This is a genomic window from Pseudoalteromonas sp. H103 (assembly GCF_001469205.1).
In the GTDB taxonomy this organism is placed as follows: domain Bacteria; phylum Pseudomonadota; class Gammaproteobacteria; order Enterobacterales; family Alteromonadaceae; genus Pseudoalteromonas; species Pseudoalteromonas carrageenovora.
Genome location: NZ_LOFG01000001.1, coordinates 44,200 through 63,538 on the forward strand (window position 1 = coordinate 44,200; position 19,339 = coordinate 63,538).

At 41.0% G+C, this 19,339-nt stretch carries 23 protein-coding genes, 3 tRNA genes and 1 riboswitch; of the genes, 19 read left to right on the forward strand and 7 right to left on the reverse strand.

The window, feature by feature from the left end; genetic code table 11:
* Positions 1-54: 54 nt before the first annotated feature.
* From ATS74_RS00220 to ATS74_RS00250, 7 genes are all read left to right on the forward strand, one after another.
* Positions 55-453, forward strand: a complete 399-nt coding sequence (locus ATS74_RS00220; protein ID WP_327078199.1) for an META domain-containing protein — start codon at positions 55-57, stop codon at positions 451-453.
* Between the two features lie 107 nt (positions 454-560).
* A riboswitch (TPP riboswitch) is annotated at positions 561-667 on the forward strand.
* 141 nt (positions 668-808) lie between these two features.
* Complete coding sequence (thiC, locus tag ATS74_RS00225; RefSeq protein ID WP_058546950.1) at positions 809-2,761, forward strand: phosphomethylpyrimidine synthase ThiC; 1,953 nt, start codon at positions 809-811, stop codon at positions 2,759-2,761.
* 89 nt (positions 2,762-2,850) lie between these two features.
* Positions 2,851-3,852 (forward strand): FAD-dependent oxidoreductase, encoded by a 1,002-nt coding sequence (locus ATS74_RS00230; protein ID WP_058546951.1) that lies wholly within the window; start codon positions 2,851-2,853, stop codon positions 3,850-3,852.
* A 7-nt stretch (positions 3,853-3,859) separates the two neighbouring features.
* Positions 3,860-4,054: a sulfur carrier protein ThiS gene (gene thiS / locus ATS74_RS00235; RefSeq protein WP_058546952.1), complete on the forward strand. Its 195-nt coding sequence runs from the start codon at positions 3,860-3,862 to the stop codon at positions 4,052-4,054.
* 5 nt (positions 4,055-4,059) lie between these two features.
* A complete protein-coding gene (locus tag ATS74_RS00240; protein WP_058546953.1) occupies positions 4,060-4,851 on the forward strand; it encodes a thiazole synthase in 792 nt (263 codons plus the stop codon).
* Between the two features lie 13 nt (positions 4,852-4,864).
* On the forward strand, positions 4,865-6,403 hold the full coding sequence (thiE, locus tag ATS74_RS00245; RefSeq protein WP_058546954.1) for a thiamine phosphate synthase: 1,539 nt from the start codon (positions 4,865-4,867) through the stop codon (positions 6,401-6,403).
* Positions 6,396-7,145, forward strand: coding sequence for a HesA/MoeB/ThiF family protein (locus tag ATS74_RS00250; RefSeq protein ID WP_058546955.1), 750 nt, complete (start codon positions 6,396-6,398; stop codon positions 7,143-7,145). Before thiE ends, ATS74_RS00250 begins: the two co-directional genes overlap by 8 nt.
* A 162-nt stretch (positions 7,146-7,307) precedes the next feature.
* Here the strand turns inward: ATS74_RS00250 and asd are convergent, their stop codons facing one another.
* Positions 7,308-8,186 (reverse strand): archaetidylserine decarboxylase, encoded by an 879-nt coding sequence (gene asd, locus ATS74_RS00255; RefSeq protein ID WP_201023010.1) that lies wholly within the window; start codon positions 8,184-8,186, stop codon positions 7,308-7,310.
* Between the two features lie 16 nt (positions 8,187-8,202).
* Positions 8,203-9,261: a small ribosomal subunit biogenesis GTPase RsgA gene (gene rsgA, locus ATS74_RS00260; RefSeq protein ID WP_058546956.1), complete on the reverse strand. Its 1,059-nt coding sequence runs from the start codon at positions 9,259-9,261 to the stop codon at positions 8,203-8,205.
* 288 nt (positions 9,262-9,549) lie between these two features.
* Between rsgA and orn the strand changes: the two genes are divergently transcribed.
* The 4 genes from orn to ATS74_RS00280 all read left to right on the forward strand — a co-directional run bounded on the left by orn (position 9,550) and on the right by ATS74_RS00280 (position 10,589).
* Positions 9,550-10,095, forward strand: coding sequence for an oligoribonuclease (orn, locus tag ATS74_RS00265; RefSeq protein ID WP_058546957.1), 546 nt, complete (start codon positions 9,550-9,552; stop codon positions 10,093-10,095).
* A gap of 105 nt (positions 10,096-10,200) precedes the next feature.
* Positions 10,201-10,276: transfer RNA gene (locus ATS74_RS00270), tRNA-Gly, on the forward strand.
* A gap of 119 nt (positions 10,277-10,395) precedes the next feature.
* Positions 10,396-10,471, forward strand: a tRNA-Gly gene (locus ATS74_RS00275).
* A gap of 42 nt (positions 10,472-10,513) precedes the next feature.
* A tRNA-Gly gene (locus ATS74_RS00280) sits at positions 10,514-10,589 on the forward strand.
* 232 nt (positions 10,590-10,821) lie between these two features.
* Here ATS74_RS00280 and ATS74_RS00285 read toward each other — a convergent pair.
* From ATS74_RS00285 to ATS74_RS00295, 3 genes are all read right to left on the reverse strand, one after another.
* The gene (locus tag ATS74_RS00285; RefSeq protein WP_058546958.1) at positions 10,822-11,250 is read right to left on the reverse strand and encodes a secondary thiamine-phosphate synthase enzyme YjbQ; all 429 of its coding nucleotides are present in this window, start codon (positions 11,248-11,250) and stop codon (positions 10,822-10,824) included.
* Positions 11,247-11,714, reverse strand: coding sequence for a chemotaxis protein CheX (locus tag ATS74_RS00290; protein WP_058546959.1), 468 nt, complete (start codon positions 11,712-11,714; stop codon positions 11,247-11,249). Before ATS74_RS00290 ends, ATS74_RS00285 begins: the two co-directional genes overlap by 4 nt.
* A 74-nt stretch (positions 11,715-11,788) precedes the next feature.
* Positions 11,789-12,226: a transcriptional repressor gene (locus tag ATS74_RS00295; protein ID WP_058547499.1), complete on the reverse strand. Its 438-nt coding sequence runs from the start codon at positions 12,224-12,226 to the stop codon at positions 11,789-11,791.
* A gap of 95 nt (positions 12,227-12,321) precedes the next feature.
* On the opposite strand from ATS74_RS00295, the gene ATS74_RS00300 reads away from it, so the two are divergent.
* From ATS74_RS00300 to ATS74_RS00335, 8 genes are all read left to right on the forward strand, one after another.
* Entirely contained in the window at positions 12,322-12,942 is a 621-nt protein-coding gene (locus tag ATS74_RS00300; RefSeq protein WP_058546960.1) for a MarC family protein, read from the forward strand.
* A 136-nt stretch (positions 12,943-13,078) separates the two neighbouring features.
* Positions 13,079-14,011, forward strand: coding sequence for a tRNA dihydrouridine(20/20a) synthase DusA (gene dusA / locus ATS74_RS00305; RefSeq protein ID WP_058547500.1), 933 nt, complete (start codon positions 13,079-13,081; stop codon positions 14,009-14,011).
* A 241-nt stretch (positions 14,012-14,252) separates the two neighbouring features.
* The gene (locus ATS74_RS00310) at positions 14,253-14,933 is read left to right on the forward strand and encodes a PspA/IM30 family protein (protein ID WP_058546961.1); all 681 of its coding nucleotides are present in this window, start codon (positions 14,253-14,255) and stop codon (positions 14,931-14,933) included.
* A gap of 10 nt (positions 14,934-14,943) precedes the next feature.
* A complete protein-coding gene (locus ATS74_RS00315; protein ID WP_058546962.1) occupies positions 14,944-15,150 on the forward strand; it encodes a PspC domain-containing protein in 207 nt (68 codons plus the stop codon).
* Between the two features lie 11 nt (positions 15,151-15,161).
* Positions 15,162-15,488 (forward strand): hypothetical protein, encoded by a 327-nt coding sequence (locus tag ATS74_RS00320; RefSeq protein WP_058546963.1) that lies wholly within the window; start codon positions 15,162-15,164, stop codon positions 15,486-15,488.
* A 79-nt stretch (positions 15,489-15,567) separates the two neighbouring features.
* Complete coding sequence (locus ATS74_RS00325) at positions 15,568-16,077, forward strand: copper chaperone PCu(A)C (protein WP_058546964.1); 510 nt, start codon at positions 15,568-15,570, stop codon at positions 16,075-16,077.
* Positions 16,078-16,085: 8 nt separating this feature from the next.
* Positions 16,086-17,072: a DUF2333 family protein gene (locus ATS74_RS00330; RefSeq protein WP_058546965.1), complete on the forward strand. Its 987-nt coding sequence runs from the start codon at positions 16,086-16,088 to the stop codon at positions 17,070-17,072.
* A 3-nt stretch (positions 17,073-17,075) separates the two neighbouring features.
* Positions 17,076-17,846, forward strand: a complete 771-nt coding sequence (locus tag ATS74_RS00335; protein ID WP_058546966.1) for a TIGR04219 family outer membrane beta-barrel protein — start codon at positions 17,076-17,078, stop codon at positions 17,844-17,846.
* A gap of 12 nt (positions 17,847-17,858) precedes the next feature.
* Here ATS74_RS00335 and ATS74_RS00340 read toward each other — a convergent pair whose 3' ends face one another.
* Together ATS74_RS00340 and ATS74_RS00345 are read right to left on the reverse strand one after the other, a co-directional pair.
* A complete protein-coding gene (locus tag ATS74_RS00340; RefSeq protein WP_058546967.1) occupies positions 17,859-18,758 on the reverse strand; it encodes a TIGR03899 family protein in 900 nt (299 codons plus the stop codon).
* Positions 18,727-19,308, reverse strand: a complete 582-nt coding sequence (locus ATS74_RS00345; RefSeq protein ID WP_082660541.1) for an SRPBCC family protein — start codon at positions 19,306-19,308, stop codon at positions 18,727-18,729. Before ATS74_RS00345 ends, ATS74_RS00340 begins: the two co-directional genes overlap by 32 nt.
* Between the last annotated feature and the right edge of the window lie 31 nt (positions 19,309-19,339).

The window sequence follows — 19,339 nt, forward strand, 5'->3', positions numbered from 1 at the left end:
AATAGCATAAAAATTGTTACTATGACACTAATTAGACAATTAGTTAGTAGTAACATGAAATTAGCAGCAATACCGATGCTTGTAATCGGTTTATGTGTTGGTTGCGCATCAACAGGGACAGTTACCACTGAGCAGCTAAAATACACACAATGGCAATTATCAAAGGTTGATGGTTTAGCTATTCCGGCGTCTTATAACGCCTCCATGAGTTTTATAGAAGCACTACAAGTGAACGGTTTTGCTGGTTGTAATAAGTTTTTTGGCGAAGGCGAGCTTGAAAAAAGTAGTTTAACTGTAAGTAAGTTAGGTATGACACGAAAGTCGTGTGGTGAAGAGCTTGACGAGTTTGAGCAGCAGCTACTAGAGGCTTTAAAACAAGGCGCAGAGCTTAAAATGCAAAACCAACAATTGGTGATGCAAGGCGAGCAAACGTTTGTGTTTATTCCAAAATAATTTTTGAGTTTTTAAAAATTAGCCCCTTGCAGGCAATTTTTAACTGGCGTACACTCAGCGCAGATTAGACAAATTATTTGTCAAATCAACGAACAAATTTTATATATCAATACTTGTCGGAGTGCCTAAGCTTAACTTAGGCTGAGATCGCGAAAGCGGGATCCGTGAACCTGATCAGGTTAATACCTGCGTAGGGAACAAGCTGCCTAAAATGGGACGCTTGTGCGTCTTTTTTTATGCGCACAACAAAATGTCATATTATTAGGCCGCAAAGTAGCATTACAGCTGCTTTACGATCTTTCTCTATTCCTTATGGAATATCTGACAAGACAATCCTTTAGCAATGAGGTAAGTCATGTCAAACACTACAAATAAATCAACACGTCGAGAAACGCGCGCAGCCGCGTCTGAATATATTTATAACTTAACGGGCCAGCCGTTTCCAAGTTCGCACAAAGTATATGTACAAGGCAGCCAGCCGGGCGTGCGTGTAGGTATGCGCGAAATAACACTAAGCGACACCTTTATCGGCGGCACCGACGAAAACCCTGTGTATGAGCCTAATGAGCCACTGCGAGTTTACGATACATCGGGCCCTTATACCGATCCTAATTTTGAATTAGATGTACGCAAAGGCTTGCCTAAATTTCGTGAGCAATGGATACAAAACCGAGATGATACCGAAATGCTCGACTCGGTCACTTCGCAATTTGCTCAGCAACGTATGGCCGATGACGGCCTTGATCATATTCGTTTTGATCATTTACCAAAAATTCGCCGTGGTAAAGCGGGCAAAAACGTAACGCAAATGCATTATGCTCGCCAAGGCATCATCACCCCTGAAATGGAATACGTGGCAGTACGTGAAAACATGGGGCGTGCGCAAATTCGTGAAGAGTTATTAGCAGCGCAGCATAAAGGCGAGTCGTTTGGTGCGAGCATTCCTGAATTTATTACCCCAGAATTTGTACGTGACGAAATTGCACGAGGCCGCGCTATTTTACCTAACAACATTAATCATCCAGAAACTGAGCCAATGATAGTGGGGCGTAATTTTTTAGTAAAAGTTAACGCCAATATTGGTAATTCATCGGTAAGTTCATCAATCGAAGAAGAAGTAGAAAAAATGGTGTGGTCTACCCGTTGGGGCGCCGACACCGTAATGGATTTATCGACCGGGCGTTATATCCATGAAACGCGTGAGTGGGTAGTACGCAACTCACCAGTGCCCATTGGTACAGTACCGATTTATCAAGCGCTTGAAAAAGTAAACGGTGTGGCTGAGGACTTAACGTGGGAAATTTTCCGCGATACGCTTATAGAGCAAGCCGAGCAGGGCGTTGATTACTTTACTATTCATGCCGGTGTATTGCTGCGTTATGTGCCAATGACGGCAAAACGTGTTACCGGTATTGTATCGCGCGGTGGTTCAATTATGGCTAAGTGGTGTTTAGCGCACCATAAAGAAAACTTTTTATACACCCACTTTGAAGATATTTGCGAAATTTTAAAGCAGTACGATGTGTGTTTTTCACTCGGTGATGGCCTTCGCCCAGGCTCTATTGCTGATGCCAACGATGAGGCGCAATTTAGTGAGTTACGCACCTTAGGTGAGCTGACTAAAATTGCATGGAAGCACGACGTACAAGTATTTATAGAAGGCCCAGGGCATGTGCCAATGCACATGATTAAAGCCAATATGGATGAGCAATTAAAACATTGCGATGAAGCACCATTTTATACATTAGGCCCATTAACGACCGATATAGCACCAGGGTACGACCATATAACATCGGGTATAGGCGCTGCTCAAATAGCGTGGTACGGCTGTGCAATGCTTTGTTATGTAACACCAAAAGAGCATTTAGGCTTGCCTAACAAAGAAGATGTTAAAGAAGGCTTAATTACCTACAAAATTGCAGCGCATGCCGCCGATTTAGCAAAAGGGCACCCGGGCGCGCAAGAGCGCGATAATGCCTTATCAAAAGCACGTTTTGAATTTAGGTGGCACGACCAATTTAACATTGGTTTAGACCCAGAGCGTGCCCGCGAATACCATGATGAAACCCTTCCGCAAGAGTCAGGTAAAGTTGCGCATTTTTGCTCTATGTGTGGCCCTAAGTTTTGTTCAATGAAAATTAGCCAAGAAGTGCGTGATTACGCTAAAGACTTAGAAGTGCGTGGCATTGACCCTAATAATGCAGGTGAAACCATAGAGATCAAAATGGTTGATGTAGAAGCGCAAATGAAAGCTAAATCAGAGGAGTTTAAACAAACAGGCTCTGAAATTTACCACAAAGCGATATAAGCCATATAGGGCTTGGGCTACGAGCAATAAAGTAAGCGCCTTATTGCTCGTAGCCAGTTATTTGCAGAGCGCGGCTAATAGGAGATTTTATGTTTTATAACATTGCTGTGGTGGGTTTTGGTTTAGCAGGGCGCTTAGCTGCTCTTGAGCTAAGTAAGTCGCACCATGTAACGGTGTTTGAAGCAAGTGATGAGCACACCCAAAATAGCGCCGGTAAAGTGGCTGCGGCAATGCTTGCCCCGCTTGCTGAGTCGGTATTGTGTGAAGCTGATTTAGCCATTATGGGGCTTAACTCACTAAAGCGCTGGCCAGAAATAATAAGCGAACTTGAAGGTGACGTATTTTTTCAGCAGCAAGGCACGCTAGTTGTTGCGCATCAGCAAGATAAAGGCGACCTTCAAAGCTTTACTCAGCGAATAAAGCCAATAGCAGGGCACTGTGCTCAGGCATTAAACGCTCAGCAAATAGCGAAGTTAGAGCCAGAGCTTGCAAACCGGTTTAACCAAGGTGTCTTTTTACCTTGCGAAGGGCAAATAGATAACCAAGCCTTTTACAAAGCAAGTTTTAGCATGCTCAATAAACGTAAAGTTAAGTTTGTTTTTAATCAGCGAGTAAGTATTAAAAACGGTGAAATTAATAACCGCGCCTTTGACTATATTATTGATTGCCGAGGGCTTGGTGCTAAAGCCGATAAACCACTCAGAGGGGTGCGCGGAGAAGTCGCAAGATTACAGGCACCAGAGGTTAATTTAACTAGACCGGTGCGTTTAATGCACCCGCGATACCCAATTTACATAGCGCCGAAGCCTAATAATGAATATGTAATTGGTGCAACCGAAATAGAGTCTGGTGACGGCGGCCCAGCAACTGTGCGCTCAACGCTTGAATTACTCTCGGCTGCTTACACTGTGCACAGTGGGTTTGCTGAGGCTCGATTACTTAATATTCAAACCGGCTTACGCCCGGCATTTAGCGATAACCGCCCTGTGGTTTTAAAAAAGGGAAATGTAATTAGCATTAATGGCTTGTACCGCCACGGTTATATGTTAGCGCCGGCTTTGGTGGCCGATGCAGTTTCAAAAATAGGGTGAGTAATAAATGAATATAACAATTAATGGCGAGCTACTTAATGTTGATCGCAAAACGCTCGTTGAGGTACTTCAAAGTTTTGGTGCAGTTGCGCCTTTTGCTGTGGCTGTTAATAGTGAATTTATTCCACAAAGTCAGCACGGTAACTATGTACTTAATGAAGGCGACAGTGTTGAGTTGCTGTCACCAATTCAAGGCGGATAAAGCTCATGCAAACTAAAGACTGTTTAACTATTTATGGAGAGCAAATAAATAGTCGTTTATTAATCGGCTCAGCGCTGTATCCGTCGCCCGATACTATGACCCAATCGATAGTTGCCTCTGGGGCTGAAATTGTAACCGTGTCGCTCAGGCGGCAGCAAAGCGCGGCAGCGGGGGATGATTTTTGGCAATTAATTAAAAATACCGGCCTTAAAATACTGCCTAATACAGCAGGGTGCCACAGTGTAAAAGAAGCCGTTACGCTTGCTAAAATGTGCCGTGAAGTATTTGCTACCGATTGGATTAAGCTTGAACTAATAGGTGATGACTACAACTTACAGCCCGACCCATTTGCGCTGTTAGAGGCAACAAAAATATTAATTAATGATGGCTTTAAAGTACTACCTTACTGCACCGATGACTTGGTACTTTGCCAGCGTTTAAATGAGCTAGGCTGTGAAGTGCTTATGCCATGGGGCGCGCCTATAGGCACCGGGAAAGGGCTTTTAAATAGCTATAATTTAAAAACAATTCGCGAACGCTTACCAAACACAACACTGATTGTTGATGCGGGGCTTGGTTTACCTTCACATGCCTGCCAAGCACTCGAATTAGGGTATGATGCGGTATTATTAAATTCAGCGATCGCAGGGGCGGGTTGCCCAATTACGATGAGCCGCGCATTTAAAGCCGCAGTGGAGGCTGGGCGCTTTGCATATAATGCCAAAGCAATGCCTGAAAAAGACTTAGCAGCCCCCTCAACCCCTACAATGGGCATGCCGTTTTGGCATCAGCAGTAAGGAAATAAAGAGTATGAATAATCTAGTGTGGACAATTGCCGGCTCTGACTCTGGCGGTGGTGCAGGTATTCAGGCCGATATAAAAGCAATGCAAAGTTTTGGCGTGCATGGTTGTACTGCAATTACCGCGCTTACGGCGCAAAATAGCTTAGGTGTAGAGGCTATTAACGCGGTATCTACCGATATTATTGAGTCGCAATTACTGGCGCTTGAAAGTGATATGAAAGCCAAAGTAATTAAAATTGGAATGTTAGCAAATGTGCAGCAAATTCAATTAATAAGCGAGCATATAGCGCATTACAAAGCTAAATGGCCAGTCCCTCCTGTGATTGTTTACGACCCCGTTGCTATTGCCTCAAGTGGTGATGTATTAACAGAAGAAGATACCGTAAGTGCGATTAAAGAATGCTTAATGCCGCTGGTGGATGTGATTACACCTAACACGCACGAAACTCAATTACTTACAGGTGTGTATTTGATTGGCCCAAGCGCCGTTAAAGATGCAGCAAATAAGTTATTAAGTTGGGGTGCAAAAGCGGTTGTTATTAAAGGTGGGCATTGGGATTACCCAAGCGGTTATTGTATTGATTACTGTATCAACAATTTTACGCAAAAGGGTGAAGAGTATTGGCTTGGTAATAAAAAAATTCAAAGCCCCCATAGCCATGGTACAGGTTGCAGCATGGCTTCGGTTATTGCCGCGTGTTTAGCAAAAGACTATCCATTAAAAGATGCCTTTATTTTAGCTAAAGCTTATATAAACCAAGGCTTAAAGCAGTCAGTTAGATACGGTGAAGGAATCGGCCCGGTTGCGCATACTGCTTTTCCTACAAATTTAGATGATTTTCCACAAGTGATTGAGCCAGGTAGTTGGCTTGGTGATGAGCTTGATTTTGATGTGCCGCTTGAATTTAATATGGCTGCGGATTTTGCGCCCTGTGAGAGTAAAATACTCGGCTTATATGCTGTGGTTAGTAGTATTGACTGGTTAACTAAATGCTTAGAACAAGGCATTAAAACAGTGCAGCTGCGCGTTAAAAATAAAACTGATATTGAGCTTGATGAACTCATAAAACAGGCAGTTGAACTGGGGAAAAAGTACAGCGCTCACGTATTTATAAATGACTACTGGCAGTTAGCTATAAAGCACGGTGCTTATGGCGTGCATTTAGGCCAAGAAGATTTAGAAATTGCTAATTTAGCCGCCATTAAAGACGCGGGTTTAAGGCTTGGGCTTTCGACTCATGGCTTTTACGAAATGCTCCGTGCGCACAACTACCGACCAAGTTATATGGCATTTGGCGCTATTTACCCAACCACGACCAAAGATATGACAGGGCAAATACAAGGGCTCGATAAACTTAAAAAGTTTGTGCCATTAATGCAAAGCTATCCAACGGTTGCTATTGGCGGAATAGATTTAACCCGCGCAAGCGAGGTTGCCGATACAGGAGTAGGGAGTGTTGCGGTAGTAAGAGCCATTAGTGAATCGGATGATTATATTGCTGCGATTAGTGCGCTACAAAGTGTTGTAAACCAGCCCAATGGATAAGCTCAGCGATAAAGAAACCCTGCGTTATAGTCGTCATTTATTATTAAAAGAAGTGGGGCTAGAAGGGCAGTTGGTATTAAAAGCTGCAACCGTTGCTGTAGTCGGTGCGGGCGGGTTAGGTAGTCCCGCACTTTTGTATTTAGCGGCAGCGGGTATTGGTACGCTTATATTAATAGATGATGATGCTGTTGAGCTTTCTAACTTGCAGCGCCAAGTGCTTTATAAAGTCAATCACTTAGGGCAAAGCAAAGTAACAGCTGCAGGCAAAGTATTAACAAGCCTTAATAATCAAATACACATAGTGACGCACAATAAGAAGCTTGATGATAACAATGCAGCTGAGCTTTTAAACAATATCGATGTAGTACTTGATTGCTCAGATAATTTTGCCACACGCTATAGTGTTAATCGCTATTGTATTGCCAATAAAACACCGTTAATTGCAGGTGCAGCACTGGCAACGAAAGGGCAGTTAATGGGGTTTGATTTTAGGCAAAATAATAGCCCGTGTTATGGCTGCGTTTTTACAAAAAGTGACTCTGCGCCTGTGGTAAATTGTAGTAATGCGGGTGTAATAAGCCCTTTATTGGGTGTTATTGGTTCTATGCAGGCACAACTTACGCTTAATATATTATTAGGGCACGTTGAGGGAAGTGTGTTTATTACCTTCGATGCGCTGAGTTTAAAGCAGCAACATTTTAAAGTAGTTAAAGATTTAAACTGTAAAGAGTGCGGTAAATAAAGTAAGAGGTAATTCGCGGGGCTAAACTCGGGGTTAAGCCATTGTAAGCTGCGCTTTTAACGTGAGCAAGCCCTATGTCTGCCAATAAAAAAGCACCGCGTTTGTAATAAACGCGGTGCTTTCTAATCTTTAACTAACAACTAACAACTAACAACTAACAACTTACAGCTCTTCACTTCCTTTAATTGTTGCAAACGCTGTATTAAGGCGAGTTACTGTTTCAGGTAGCTGATCGTCTAAAATATCTGCTTTATCGGCGCCCCAAGCGAGTACTACGGTTGAGCCTAATTTAAAGCGACCCATTTCTTCACCTTTTTTAAGGGTAATCGCGTTTTCGCCTTTAGTTGGGTAGTTCCAGCTAAATACATCGCTACCTGCTGGTGGAGTAACGGTACCTGCCCAAATGGTTTCAATACTGGCAACAATTGTTGCGCCTACAAGTACCATAGCCAGTGGACCAATTTCGGTTTCAAAAATAGCAACAACCCGTTCGTTACGCGCAAATAAATTAGGCACGTTTTGCGCAGTCAGCGGATTTACCGAAAATAAATCGCCAGGTACGTAAATCATTTTGCTTAATGTGCCATCAATAGGCATATGAATGCGATGGTAGTCTTTTGGCGCTAGATAAATAGTTGCAAACTTACCGCCTAAAAATGGCGTGGTATCGTCCTCAGAGCCACCTAACAGCGCTTGTAAGCTATAGTCGTGGCCTTTTGCTTGTATTAGCTGTCCGTCAACAATATCACCTAGCTGGCTAATTGCGCCATCTACAGGGTGAGTAATAACATTGTCGCCCTGTGCCATTGGGCGTACGCCCTCTTTTAATGGGCGAGTAAAAAACTCATTAAATGTTTTGTAATGCGCAGGGTCTGAATACTCAGCCTCGCTCATATCAATTTTATATTGCTTAATAAAAAGCTTTATTAATGTTGTAGTGAGAGCGCCAGCTTTAGCTGCTGCTAATTTACCTACTACGCGTGAAATAAAATGTTTTGGCATTGCGTATTGCATTGCGATTTTAAATTTATCTAAATTCACAGGTTGTTTCCTAATTTTATACGCGAGGCGCACGGGCCCCAGCACGGCCATCGGCCATTGTTTCTAAAATTCTGTGGTAACTATCAAAGCGTAATTGCGAAATATCGCCATCGGCTACCGCTTGTTTAATAATACAGCCCGGATCGTTCAAATGTTTACAATCTCTAAAACGACACCCGCCTATAAACTCTCTAAATTCTTTAAAGCACCAGGTTACACGTTCAACATCTAAGTGCCATAAACCAAATTCACGAATACCCGGTGAGTCAATCAAATTACCACCGCTAGGTAAGTGATGTAAGCGCGAAACTGTCGTTGTATGCTGGCCAAGGCCACTGTTTTCAGATACTTCTTTAGTTAATATTTCAGCATTGGGCAATACTGTATTAACGAGGGTTGATTTACCAACACCACTTTGGCCAACAAAAATATTATTTTTACCAACGAGTACGTCTTTTAATTGCTCAATACCTTCGCCGGTAATATTACTTACAAGTAAAACTTGATAGCCAAGACTACGATAAATATCAAGTATCTTTTGTATTTCGCTTAGACCTGCTTCGTCGATTAAATCGATTTTATTCAGCACTAAAATGGGTTCAATACCCATGTCTTCACAGGCTATTAAATAACGGTCAATAATACTTGGTGTAAACTCAGGCAATACTGCCGACACCATTAATATTTGATCTATATTTGCTGCAATTACTTTTACGCCATCGTAAAAATCGGGGCGAGTAAGCTGTGAGCGACGCTCTTGCGTTGCTTCTATAACACCAGCTAAATCGCCTTCGCTTACTTTTGCACGGCGAAATAAAACTTCATCGCCACACACTAAATTAGAAACCGTACGACGAATATTACAGCGCAATACGTCGCCATTTTGTGTTTCTACATCGGCGTGTTGACCAAAGCGACTGATCACAATTGCGCTCTCTACTTGGCCTAAATTATCGGTTTGCCATTCTTGGGCACCTTTTTTAGCCGGTTTTGAGCCTGCGCTGTTAATGCGCTTTTGATGATTGGCCTTGATCTGACGCGATTGGCCTTTACTTAATTTTTTCTGTTTTGCCACTTTTGGCCTATAACCTTGTTTAAATGTCGGGTTTGATCATAATTCTAATTAGTAATAATACTTAACCATTTTGAGTGGCTAAATCTGATGCTAGCTACGTTAAAAATTTCTTATTTAGAACAACTAAATAACGAAATTTTTGCCTTACTATCGACAATGTTTTACTACCTCAAAATAGATTACTTAATTAACCGAATTGGTATAAAAAAAGCTTTAGCTCGACGGTTGATGCTAATATGATATATCGAAATGCGTTGGATCTAAAGAAAAGCACCGTTTAAGGTAATTATGACTATTAATAAATCAAATTTAATTTGGCTCGATCTGGAAATGACCGGACTTGAACCTGCGAGCGACAAAATACTTGAAATTGCGACTGTTGTCACTGACGCCGACTTGAATATATTAGCCGAAGGGCCAACTATTGCAATTCATCAAAGCGATGAATTACTTAATGGTATGGATGAGTGGTGTACTACACAACATGGTAAATCAGGATTAACAGCGCGCTGTAAAGCGAGTACTTTTGATGAAGCGTACGCTGTAGAGCAAACACTAGACTTTTTAAAGCAGTGGGTGCCAGCGGGTGCATCGCCAATGTGCGGTAACTCGATAGGCCAAGACAGACGCTTTATGAATAAGTACATGCGTGAGCTTGAGGACTTTTTTCATTACCGTAACTTAGATGTAAGTACTATTAAAGAATTAGCCCGTCGTTGGAAGCCTGAAGTTTTAGCACAAGTGAATAAAAAAGGGTCACACCTTGCGCTTGATGACATTAAAGATTCTATTATGGAATTAAAGGTCTATAGAGAAAAATTCTTTAATTTGTAAAAAACACTTGCAAACACCCCGTATTATTGTAGAATCCTGCCCCGCTTAAGACGATAACCCACGCGGGGTTGGTGTGTTTAAGTGATTAAATTACCATCAGAAAGTGCGGTACTAGCTCAGTTGGTAGAGCGCGACCTTGCCAAGGTCGAGGTCACGAGTTCGAGCCTCGTGTACCGCTCCAATTTCTAACCAAAAGAAATTGCAGTGATAGTAATTAAGTAATGCGGTACTAGCTCAGTTGCTAGAATGTTGAACGCGACCTGTCGCGCTTAAGCGTAAAATAACTGAAGAAGTGAAAATGCGGTACTAGCTCAGTTGGTAGAGCGCGACCTTGCCAAGGTCGAGGTCACGAGTTCGAGCCTCGTGTACCGCTCCAATTTCTAACCAAAAGAAATTGCAGTGATAGTAATTAAGTAATGCGGTACTAGCTCAGTTGGTAGAGCGCGACCTTGCCAAGGTCGAGGTCACGAGTTCGAGCCTCGTGTACCGCTCCAATATTTTTATATCCTTTCAAAGTTTTTCTATATTAAAAATCATAAATAAAAAATAATTTAAAATCTCTCTTATCAACTCATTCTAAATGTAATTCGGTATTGAAGTTTTGGTTGTTAGAAGCTACCGCTTCTCGCGCAGAGCAAGCTCTGCGCCTACAAAAAAAGGGATTAACTTTGAAGTTGTATAGGTGGAGTGAAGTAGGGGGGGCGTTTTAAACATTAAAAATGTTTGCTAAAACATCTCCCCCTGAATGGTTGCTATAATACGCCTTGCGCCGCCAGCATCACGGTGCTCGCCTAAATAAATACCTTGCCAAGTGCCTAATGCGAAATATCCATTTGAAATAGGAATACTTAACTCACAGCCTAGTGTGCTGGTTTTTATGTGAGCAGGCATATCGTCGTCGCCTTCGTAATCGTGGCGGTAGTATGGCTGACGCTCAGGTACAAACTTATTGAAATGACTTTCCATATCCATACGTACAGTAGGATCGGCGTTTTCGTTTATGGTAAGGCTAGCTGAGGTATGCTGAATAAATAAATGCAGCAAACCTACTTTATAATTAGCAAGCTCATTTAATTGAGCGCGTATCTCATCGTCAATTAAATGAAAACCTCTAGAGCGAGGTTTTAATGTGATTTGCTTTTGCTGCCAACTCATAGTTTGTCGAAGCTAACTTCAATATTGGCGTTACCAGCATCACTGCTAAATGGCATAATAATTTTTTTACCTTGGCTTTTATGAGTAATAGTATGACCTTTACCAGATACAACAATAGGGGTTGCCATATCAAAGTCGAAGCCTTTTTCGCCTAATAAGTTTTTAGCGCCACCGGTTACCATATTGGTTATTTCACCCACCATATCGGTAACTTCTTCGTCTATAGAATCTGGACGCTCACCTAGCATGCGTTCCATAATAGTTAATGCAAGCTCTTCATCGAATGTAATTGAAAATGACCCACGAGTTTGTGGACCAACCATGCCTATGAGGCCTGATACATCGCCACACGCTATCTCATCGGTCTTAATACGAGGTTTACCAGGTTTTAATTGAGTTTGCGCCATTGTGCTTAACACATTGATCAAAGAAGATAAAAAGGGATTGATGAACTCTACATTCATAGTGGTTACTCTTAAATTGGTGCTTTGAAGTGGCTATATAGTATGAGTATAGCCACTAAGGATAACTTTGGGGGTTACGATACTCTGCAAGACTCACATTTACCATGTGCTTCTATAGTTTGGCCTGATACAACAAAGCCGCTTTCGGCAGCTAAGTTGTTTAGCTCATGCGAAATAATACTAGAGTGCAGCTCTTTAACAAAGCCGCAAGTATCGCAAATTAATAACTGTACAGGGTGAATATGATCAAAATGATGACACAGCATAAATGCATTTGTGCTTTCAATTTTATGAATAAAGCCAAGCTCAGCTAAAAAGTCTAGAGCACGGTAAATTGTTGCAGGCTTAGCACCTGTTTCTGTTACTTTTAATTGCTCTAGTAAATCGTAAGCACCTACGCCGCCTTGAGCGCTGGCTAACAGGCGAAATACTTTTTCGCGGATTGGCGTAAAACGCGCACCACGGTTATCACAAACTTGTTTTGCTTTGCTTACAAGTGATTCTATATTCATCATTACTCTTATCCTTACGCTACCATGATATACTAACATACTGTGTTGTACTTGCAGTGTTTTTATTAAACGCTTTTTATCTAGGAAACCCAGTAATGCATGAATTATTAGCGATATTTATTTTCTTTTTTGCTGTAATAGACCCTATAGGCACTGTACCCGTATTTATCGCAGTAACCCGCGGAGAAGACGATAAGTTTAAGCGAAAAGTAATATTTAAAGCGGTAGGTGTATCGGCATTAGTATTAATGTTTTTTGTATTAGCTGGAGAGCAGCTGTTAAACGCAATTGAAATTCCGCTTTCTGCTTTTCAAATAGCAGGAGGTATTGTATTACTTATTTTTGCCCTGTCGATGATATTTGGCGAAAGTAAGCCTGAAACCGAAATAAAAAGTGTGCGCGATAGTATGGAAACAGCTATTTTTCCGCTTGCGATCCCCTCTATAGCAAGCCCAGGAGCCATGTTAGGCGCCGTTTTAATGACTCGTAATGAAGAATATACGTGGGTTGAACAATTATTAACATCTTCGATGATGCTCGCTGTATTAGCTGTTGTGCTGGTTTTATTACTCCTTGCAACGCAAGTGCATAAATTAATAGGCGATAGTGGCGCAAGTATTATAAGTAGAATAATGGGGCTTATTTTAAGCTCTGTTGCCGTAACTAATATTTTAAATGGTATAGCGCACTACTTTGGCTTACAGGTATTTTCTTAGCATTGATGCTTATTAGGCTTTTGTGTAGAATGCTGCGCCTTTACTGAACCTCGCTTTTTACGCCCGTTAGGGTTTTACTTTGGATGAATATACTTTGGATAAACGAACTTTGAACAGACGCTTTTCTGTAGCCCCAATGCTTGATTGGACTGATCGTCATTGTCGTACTTTTCATCGTAAAATGACTAAGCACACGGTTTTGTATACAGAAATGATTACCACAGGGGCTATTTTGTTTGGCCGTGGTGATTACCTGCATTTTAATAAGCACGAAGGCTCTGTTGCACTGCAGTTAGGAGGCTCTGATCCTAAAGCACTTGCTCAATGTGCAAAGCTTGCTGGTGAGCGTGGTTATGACGAAATAAACTTAAATGTGGGTTGTCCATCAGACCGAGTACAAAACGGTCGGTTTGGTGCATGTTTAATGGCAGAGCCTGAGCTTGTTGCAGAGTGTGTTTCTGCTATGAAAAGTGAAGTAAATATTCCTGTGACTGTAAAAACGCGTATTGGTATTGATGAGCAAGACTCGTATGAGTTTTTATGTGCGTTAATTGAAGCATCTCATAAAGTAGGTTGTGATGATTTCATTATTCACGCTCGTAAAGCATGGCTCAATGGCTTAAGCCCTAAAGAAAACCGTGAAGTTCCACCTCTTGATTACCCGCGTGTTTATCAATTGAAAAAAGACTACCCACAGCTTGATTTAAGCATTAATGGCGGTGTAAAAACAATTGAGCAAAGCCTTGAGCATTTACAGCGTATAGATGGCGTAATGATTGGTCGCGAAGCGTATAGCAATCCATTTATGCTAAATGAAGTCGATGAAAAAATTTATGGCGAGGTTGCCAATACGCAATCACGTCATGATGTAGTTCGCTCTATGTATGACTACATTGAAGGGGAAATGTCTGAAGGTGCTAACTTTTGGCATGTTGCACGCCATATGTTGGGGATTTTTCAGGGGCAACCAGGCGCGCGAGGTTTTAGACGTCACTTATCTGAGAATGGTCACGGCAAACAAGCTGATTTATCGGTAATGGATAAAGCGCTGAGTTTTGTGCCAGAGTAAACCTAAGCCATACCATACTTATTAAGCCACTTTCGAGTGGCTTTTTTGATCCTAAATATTAGTCAAAACACTAATTTATTGGCTAATTACACTTAAAGTTGTTCAGCTTGAAGTCACTAAATAATTTAAACTTTAATGTTTAACCAATTGAAATTTAATAGTTTATATGAAGTTTGGTGAAGTTGGCACAACTATTGGAATCTTCTTGCTGTAATTAATTAAAAATCAACAGGAGAATACAATGAGCATATTTAACCGCGTAAACGATGTAATTCAATCAAATATTGTTGCCATGCTTGATAAAGCACAAGACCCAGAAAAACTATTAAACCTAATGCTTACAGAGATGCAAGATGCGCTTAATGAGTGCCGAAGCACGGCAGCTTCTTTACTTTGTGAGGAAAAAGTACTTAAACGTCAAATCGAAAATAAAAATACTGAACTGAAAAATTGGCAAACCAAAGCAGAGTTAGCTATTGAGAAGGGCCGTGACGATTTTGCAAAGTCGGCTCTCATCGAAAAACAGCGTGTAATAGATGTTATTGCCAGTAAGCAAGCTGCGCTTGAAACGTTAAAAGAGTCGATTATAAAAATTACAGCTGATTGCGAACGACTTCAACAAAAAATGGCGCAGGCTAAAACTAAGCAAGCGCAATTAATTAAGCGCCACGATGTTGCCATTGCTAGAGAAAAAATAAGCACTACTTTGCAAAGCGAAAAAGTAGCAAACACACTCTCTAGGTTTGAGCAAGTAGAGCAAAGAGTAGAAAGCATTGAAGCACAAGTTGAAGCATATGAGTTAACCGATACAGCAAATACAACAGCCACGCAAATAGAGGCACTTGTTAAAAACGAAAAAATTGACGCTGAACTAGCTCAGCTGAAAGCTAGCTTAAAAACTGATTTAAAACACACGGCTTAGGGGGAATATTATGAATAGTTTTAATCGCCAACGTGGTTGGTATAAAGATACGTTAAACAAAAAAATATCTGGTGTGTGTAGCGGCTTAGCGCATAGGTTAGATTTTCCGGTATGGGCAACTCGTTTAGTTACTATTTTATTATTTTTGAGTTTTCCGTTTGCTGTAGCGCTGGGTTACTTTATTGCGCATTGCTGCCTTGAAGATAAAGCATATTAAGGGGTAAGACCATGAAAGCTTTGGCAGTATGTGTACTTATCTATTTATTATTGTTTACCGATTTTATAGCGTTTATACATGTTGATTCTTGGCAATTGCCGTTATGGATTGCCGACATTAGCTGGGCTGGGCTTGAGTTAGTGGGCGCTTTAGCTGCAATAGTTGCTGTTGTAGCTGTGGTTGCCTTAGTAACAATGGGCTTAGTGGGTGCGGGGATAGTGGCATTAGTAGGAACCGTTTTAGCACTTTTATTTGGATCATTAATGATTGCATGGCCGTTATTATTTGTTGCCGTGCTGTGTTGGCTTGTTGCTGATAACAAAAAAGTGGCTTCTTAATCCTTAATTTAACTGACTATTACAAGTTAACTATGTTAAATTTAGCGTGTAATTTAATGTTTTCACAAGGATTAGAATGATGACGAAACTGTGTTTTTCGATGGCTTCTGCATTAGTATTTAGTTTTTTTTCGTCATCATTGGCGGCGCACGCAGGGCATGAACATGACGCTGATGTGGCCGAACTTGAAGTCACCAACGTACAGGTTAGAGAGTTTTTACCAGCAAGCAGCTCAAGCGTTGGTTACTTAACAATAATTAATCACAGTGGAACGCCGGCAACATTAACCAAGGCAACACTTGAAGGTTTGGAGCGAGTAGAAATACACGAACATTCACATGTTAATGGCATGATGAAAATGCAACAGGTTGAATCGGTGACAATTAAAGCCCATGAGAGCGTAAGCTTTCAGCCTGGTGGCTATCATTTAATGGTATTTGATCCACAAGAGCCATTAAAAGTAGGGCAAGAACGTAAACTCACGCTATATTTTAATGACGGTAACCGCTTGTTTACTAATGCTCAAGTGGTATCTCTTGAGGCGCAAGCTGCGCAGTCAAAGCCATCTAAACATCACGCTCATCACTAGGAGGATAAATGTCGCAACATAAAGGAAAAATAGTAGGTGCACTTGTTGTACTGCTTATCATATTTTACGCCATTGCAGTTTATTGGAGTACCGAGCCTGCACGTTTTAATGTAGTTAGCAATGCTAAAGAGCAAGCAGCCCTTAAAAGTGAAACTATGGTGACTGGCTACACAACCACATCTACATTAATAACAGTAGCGAGCACTTTACTTGAAAAACCAGGTGGTTATTTATCAAATGATGTGATGCCGCCAAGTGTAATTATGGATGATATGCCAGCGTGGGAATATGGCGCACTTGAAATGGTGCGAGATTTAGCGCTTTCTATGCGTAAAGACTTTAGCCGTTCTCAGTCGCAATCAACCGAGCATGAAGCACTTAAAAAGGCGCAGCCACAATTTAATATTAGTTCTGAAGCATGGGCGTGGCCGAGTGCTGAAGGTGAATACCAAAAAGGAATTGATTACCTACTTGTATATCGTGCGCAGATTGCGAATCAACATGAGCGTGATAGCCAGTTTTATGCGCGCGCAGATAACCTACGTAGTTGGCTTAAAGAAGCTGAAAAGCGTTTAGGTAGTTTAAGCCAACGTTTGAGTGCAAGCGTAGGGCAAGACAAAGTAAATACCGATTTAGCCGGTAACTCTTCAAATAAGCAGGCGACTTACACTCCACTTCAGCAACAAGTAAGAACATCGTGGTGGGAAATTGATGATGTATTTTACGAGTCACGTGGTGCTACATGGGCACTTTTACACTTTTTACAGGCGGTAGAGTATGACTTTGCTGATGTACTTGAAAAGAAAAATGCACGTGTTAGCTTACAACAAATTATACGTGAGCTTGAGGCAACTCAAGAAACCGTGTGGAGCCCAATAATTTTAAACGGGAATGGTTTTGGCTACGTAGCTAACCACTCTTTAGTTATGGCAAATTATATTTCTAGAGCCAATGCGGCTTTAATCGAACTTAGCGAACTACTAGCTCAAGGATAAAAAATGAAAAAGTATTGTTTAGCAGCTGCCCTTTCAATGGCATGTTTAGCACCTGCAGCCCAAGCAGACACTCTATTAGGTTTATATGTAGGTGTTGATGGTTGGAAAACTGATAATGACGGACAGTTTTCTTACAAAAATAATGCATCTCAAGATTTTGATTTTGAAGATGAAACATTTGTAAGTTACTACGCAGCTCTTGAGCACCCAGTGCCACTAGTTCCAAATATTAAGCTAAAGTATACAGAACTTGAACTTAATGGTTCAGCTGTGCTTTCAGATACCTTTAGCTTTAATGGTTCTGATTATGTGGTAGGTACTACGGTAAATACCGTTAGTGATTTAACACATATCGATTACATTTTTTACTACGAAATTTTTGACAACGATTTAGTATCAATCGACTTAGGTTTAAATGCTAAGCAGTTTGATGGTGATATTGTGGTAAATGGTACAACTCAAGAAGGCGGTACTAACTTTACTGAAACTAAAGATTTTTCGGGCTTTGTTCCACTTGCTTATGGTCGTGCTGAAGCTGGCTTACCATTTACGGGTTTAAGTGTATTTTTTGAAGGTAGCTTTTTGGCTATCGACGATAGTAAAGTACAAGATTACCAAGTAGGCGTTGCGTGGGAGTTAATTGATAACCTGGCGGTAGATGTAGCTATTAAAGCCGGTTACCGTTCTATGATATTAGAACTTGATGATGTTGATGATATTACAACTGATATTGATGCCTCAGGCCCATTTGCTGGTATTCAAGTTCACTTTTAATTAGTGAGCTTACTACGTGGCATGTGATTTATTAACATGCCACGTTAAATCAAACTCCCCATCTAGTGCTTTATTTATCAATTGCTTATACACCTTGTTGATAGGGTAATTAATCAACTTTGATAGCTCATCACCTGTTTGAGTAAATTTGTAATAGCTCAATACCAAGTCACTACTTTTAGCTTTTAATGTCACTTTTTGCGATAAAAATGAGAACGTTAGTTCTTGTCCTGACTTTAAAACAGCCGATTCAATCTCTTTTCTGTAGAGCAAATTAAGATCCATAAGCGTTAAAATTTCAGGAAAGCTAATGCCGGTTTTTCCTAAATTTAGCGACACTTTATTCCCTTTACGCAGTAAATCGAACAGCGATGGTTTTTTATAGAACCCAAGTAAAATAAAGTGGCTGTCGTCTTTTTCATTGTATGCACAAAGTGATACACACTTTTGTAGTGCGTCTGCCTCTCGTTGGGTCATGTGCTTTAAGGTTTGTAAGCTTTTTATTGAAAATGTGCCGGGATTTAAGGTTTCGCCCGTTAAAATTTTAGCCCAAAGCGTTTGCATTGATTCGTTAGAGGTGTCTTCGCAAAGCGCTATAAAGTGCTCGATCCAATCGGCATCTGGCTGCTTATTACTTGCCACATCAGGGCAAAACCCCATTGCTTTAGCTAAAATTGTTTCTATATTTTGCTGCTGCTTTATAAGTAGTAAATCTTTACGTTTTTGTGCCCGCGCTAAAATCGAGTTATCGCTGTTTATATGATAAAGCGGTTTTATATCCCCTTTAGGGCCATAATTATCATCACTTGAAGAAAGCACACCATTGGAGCCTACCTTAGTTATGGGATAACCAAGTAAGGACTCTATGATGTTGGCAAGATTAATTCTCGCTTGGGCTGTTTTGACTGTCATGGCTTTGTTCTACCCTTTGTGGATCACTAAGCTGAGCAATGGTTTGAAGGTTGTTTAACCCCAAAGAAACTGTATTGCTAAGTACATATTCGCTTAAAATGGCAGTGTAGCCAGATATTAAAGGGGCTGTGGTTTGGCCCTGAATGGCGCAGGTTAAAGTAACAATATTATTTTGTTCTATAAACGTAAAAGTACCTGTAATTATGTGCTCAGCGTTTAATAAAATATTAAAATTTACTTTGTTATGACTTACAGAGGTAATGGTCATTTCGCCATAGCCCCATTGACCTTGCCATGACTGATGGGCACCAACACCAGAGGATGGTTCGCCTACATTAAACTCAATACTCGAGTCTACTTTCTCCCAAGGAGACCATTTATACCATTGGCTAAAATCGGTAATCAGTGGTTTTACTACTTCCTGAGCTGCATTTATCTCTACTGTTTTGATCACGCTATAGTGCTGTGGAAGTGTAAGGCCAATAAGTACCAATACTAATGACAACAATAGCACGCCTTGTATAAGCATTTTTAATGGTTTAATAAGCACACCTTAATGAGTTTTTTGAGTTGAAATACAA